4 protein-coding genes are annotated in these 4,196 nt (G+C 37.7%); 1 reads left to right on the top strand and 3 read right to left on the bottom strand.

Annotated elements, in window-relative coordinates:
- Positions 1 to 83: 83 nt before the first annotated feature.
- The 3 genes from BXY_RS02895 to BXY_RS02885 form a co-directional block, all read right to left on the bottom strand.
- Positions 84 to 914, bottom strand: coding sequence for an AraC family transcriptional regulator (locus BXY_RS02895; RefSeq protein ID WP_243442464.1), 831 nt, complete (start codon positions 912 to 914; stop codon positions 84 to 86).
- 1,184 nt (positions 915 to 2,098) lie between these two features.
- Positions 2,099 to 2,410: a helix-turn-helix domain-containing protein gene (locus tag BXY_RS02890; RefSeq protein ID WP_015531181.1), complete on the bottom strand. Its 312-nt coding sequence runs from the start codon at positions 2,408 to 2,410 to the stop codon at positions 2,099 to 2,101.
- 30 nt (positions 2,411 to 2,440) lie between these two features.
- Positions 2,441 to 2,755 carry a helix-turn-helix domain-containing protein gene (locus BXY_RS02885; protein WP_015531180.1) on the bottom strand — a complete coding sequence of 105 codons (315 nt, stop codon included), beginning with the start codon at positions 2,753 to 2,755 and terminating at the stop codon, positions 2,441 to 2,443.
- Between the two features lie 851 nt (positions 2,756 to 3,606).
- Here BXY_RS02885 and BXY_RS02880 point away from each other — a divergent pair.
- A complete protein-coding gene (locus tag BXY_RS02880) occupies positions 3,607 to 4,029 on the top strand; it encodes a DUF3408 domain-containing protein (RefSeq protein ID WP_243442463.1) in 423 nt (140 codons plus the stop codon).
- Positions 4,030 to 4,196: the final 167 nt, after the last annotated feature.

Below are 4,196 nucleotides of genomic sequence, written 5' to 3'. Positions count from 1 at the left end.
TCCTAAGTCTTTGATAAAGAGTGTATACCAGGCATGATAGTTACTAATTTTGTATAAGAGTGATATTTCACCCTTATACAAAATTATTTAATGATTGGAATCCAAACTTCAGTAAGAAGCTCTTTCACATCTGTGTCAGCGGGAGAGTTCAAGTAATGTTCCAAGATTGGAGTTTCTCCTAAGCAATATGATTGCGGTAATTGTTTCAATATTATCTCATAGAAGGCATCTAACAATGCATAATCTCCTTGATGAATATAAACTGCGTATGTACCTTGAGGTAAATCCATATGTTTTATTGGATTAGTAAGAGGAGGATTGGATCCTACTCTTTTTTGAATGGCTATACAAGCGTAAAAACGGCATTTTTCTAATGAGGTAATGTCTGTATCATCATAAGCTATCCCCCAATAATCTTCCTTATCTGGTAATAAAGAGTTTTCTTTAGCATATTTATATAGGCAATCCCAAGTGTATGTCTCAAAAGCAACTGTGCTACAAGTGTCATAATTGCCAATATAAGATAAAAATAAGACAGGTATTGTTTCTGATTCCACTATGCGGTAAGGAGAAATACATGAAGGATAAGTATGACTTGTTTCCAATAATTTCTTTTGTAGTTCTCGAGGAGTGAGATTGTATTTTTTTTGAAGTGTATTATTTAAAGCTGACTGGTTAGCAAATCCAATATATTCATATATTTCAGCTATACTTTTTTTATTATCTTTGGGTAATTGCTGGGCGTATTCCATACGTGTGCGAATGATATATTGATGTATTGTTTCGCTAGTGTAAGCTTTAAACATCAGCTGAAGATTGCGAGCAGACATGCATGCTATTTTAGCTAATTCTGGTATAGACATCAAACGATTGAACTCATCAGCAGTTTTACCTGTCCAATTCTTTTGTATCATGGAATTTAGATAATGAAGAATAGTCTCGATTTGTCCTTGATAGGAGAATTTGTTGGAATTCATATCTTTTCTTTATCTTTTGGGGTACTCTTTTATCATGATTGATATTCGCAAAGATAGTATTTATATGCTCATCCTATATGAAAATGATTCAAAAGTTGATTCTGTCTTGAGCATATTGACTTCGAAATATCAATGTAATAAAAGACATGATTATTACAATGATTTCTCATATCCGTTTCTGGCTTAAAAAATATTTCTTTGGAAAATCTAATTGTTTTATCTTTGAAATTTTCCAGATTAGAGAGAAGTGGATAGAAGAAGTAGAATCAAATAAAAGCAGCTATTTTCCGCAGCTAAAGCAATGCTTTAGCCTACTTAAAGCGCCGCTTTCCTTCTCTTAAAACGCTGCTTTTTTTCTTTCTGCTTAAGCTGTATTCTCTATATATAAGAAACATTTATTTAATCTACTCCTTCATTTTTCTTCTGAATTACCAGTAAATAAGAATTTTGTGGGTGAAGGAGTGCTTCTTCACCTTTGGAATTTGCAGAAAAAGAATACATAAAATAGATAATACAATAAAATATATATTTGGAATAATCTCATAATCCGCTAAGAATAAAAAGTTTATGCGAAAAGTTCAAGAACGAGGTAATGAGTTGGCAACTGTTCTGATTTCTACATACTTGCATGATTTGCATTGATGTACAACTCATCTTGGAACAAAGGTACAACTTTTTTATGAACGAGCAAAAAGATGGTGCATTTTTCATTGTTGCAGGGTAATATTTGATTTGGTCTATCATCAATCTGTGATATTATGAGTTTCCCGATTCTGTCATTCGCCCCTTTCCTTTGCTCGTCTGCAAAGGTAGTACATCAGCCCTTGAAAGTTGAAAGGTCGGGCGGCAAGCCGTTTCGGACTTAATCTTCCTCCTACGGAGAGTATTCAGCCCGAAAACCTTTCCCCTTTCAATGTCTGTACTCAAAAATGCAGACGGCAACGGAAATGAGCGACTGACGAAAATGTAGATAAAGATAAACAGACAGCATACAAAAGGGTCTTACATTGATAACCCATTTGTATGCTGTTCTTACTTTTATCCATAGCGGCACTATCATTTTGCGCAGATGAATATAGGGCAAGCGGTAAATTTCACTCCCTCCAAAAATATAGATAGGTTTATCCGCTGTTATTCATCAGGTGCTTGCCGTTATACTCCCGTTTCAATGCCTGCTCAATCTCACTTCGCTTGTACAAAACTTTGCCACCGAGTACATAGTAAGGCAATGTGCCATTGCTTCTGTATTCGCTCAATGTCCTTCGGCTCACTTTAAGCATATACGCAACTTCTTTGTCGCATAAATACTCATCATCGTTTTGCAAGGCTGCACCATCTTTGGGCATACTATCGAGAATTTCCGATAGTTGGTCGATACTCTCGTGAATGGACTGCATCCACGCATCGTCTTTTGTTCGCATTTCTTGATACATAGTTCAAATGGTTTTATTGTTATACATTGATTAGATTTCTCGTCCTTTCCACTTGGCTTCTTTTCGTCTGTCCTCTACCTTTGTTACAATGCTCTCTACATCTTCGGGCAAGTAGTAGGTGCGGTTGCCGATTTTGGTGTAGGCTAGTGTCCCGTTATCACGCAAGGTCTGCAATGTACGCTTGCTTATCTTCAATCGCTGACAAACATCCTGATGGTCGAGCCAATTGTTTGTCTTTTTCTTCCCGTTCTTGACAACGGGTGAATTTGATACTCGCAGAATGAACTGCTCAATCTTCGTGGCAAATTCCTCGAATGCCTTTCTCTCAAAAATGATTAAATCCATACACTTTTGTTTTATATTATTTCACTTGTTTTCTTGTTTCGCACTGCTAAATAAGGAAGAGATTTTTATACTTCAATGGCACTAACAATAGGTGTCATTCCTTGTCATATCGTTTCATCACAGGCACGATAATCAGTCATCGAAATAGGCTCTTTCCTCATATGCAATTTCGTTTTGTTGGTGCGAAGTAATAGATAAGTTATCACACCTCAATCATACGGTGAGCCTGTTGCAGTATGTGGCACAGTTCGTGGCATTTTTAGATGTATATGATGATACATTCATAAGCATACATAACATTGTAACCAATATTATATAAGAATATCCCCAAGCGATTATCCGTCTCGGATCTTTTCCGCTCATTGTCGTTTGTCAGACCGATGCTTATCCGTCTGTCAAACTTCTGCTCCGAACAGCCGAAACGTATGACCGCTAATTATATAATAGCAGTATAGCGGATAGACCAACTCCCGACGCTTCGGCAGTCCGTCTATCCGCTAACGTATTTAAGACCTTAATTTCCTCAATTAAGCATTTCGTCCTAATCCATAATTACCCGTTCAACTTGGGAAGAATTATGCAGTCGGCACTGCCTACGAATCACCCCTAAATGCAATACAATTCATAATTGCCTATATAGACCTAATTAGTTGTGTTAGAATTGTATACATATTTTCTTTGCAGCAGATAATCGGTCAAGATTGTGCACAAAGACCATATTGTTGAACATTCAAAAAGTGATAAGTATGAAGAAAAAACAAGTTGAGTTGACACAAGAACAGTGTCAAGAAATTATCGACCAAATGACTACAAGGTCTTTTTACAGGAGTAATAAGGGTAATAGCTCAGATATGGAGAATTTGCAAACAATGGAATCCGTAGGATCATCCATTGACGACATTCTGCCAGAGCCTCTACCGTCAGTAGCAAAACAAGCCCAAACGGAAGCAGCGTCTTCCGTTGCAGAGGTGGCTACAGAGATTTCACCTATTGTTAATGCCGAGGAACAGCCACCGACATCACCCATCCAACGCAGAGTGAGCAGTAAGCAACGCAAACTCTCGTTGGAGGAGTATCGTAACACCTTTATGCGTGCTTACAAGATTGAAGACCGTAAGCCAGTATTCATCAGCGGTAAGTTGCGAAAAATGCTCGACAAGTTCGCCTGCAAAATCGGTGAGGATAGAATGAGCATGTCGGGACTATTGGAGAACATCGTTCGCCATCACATTGAACTCTATTCAGAAGATTTCGAGCATTGGAAAGGAATGTAACCTCTTAATCCATTCTATTTAAGAACTATTCCAACGGTATTTCATTTTGAGGCACTCAAAACTGATTGACCTTCGGTTAGTGTGGAAGCAAGTTTATGTTTTGGGCAGACCAAACCACTTGCTTCCACTCCTGAAGGTCGCAGAAGAGGACATCCCGTCGGTCTATC

Origin of the sequence: Bacteroides xylanisolvens XB1A (assembly GCF_000210075.1) — a bacterium.
Lineage (GTDB): Bacteria > Bacteroidota > Bacteroidia > Bacteroidales > Bacteroidaceae > Bacteroides > Bacteroides xylanisolvens.
This window is presented reverse-complemented; position numbering and strand designations above follow the sequence as displayed.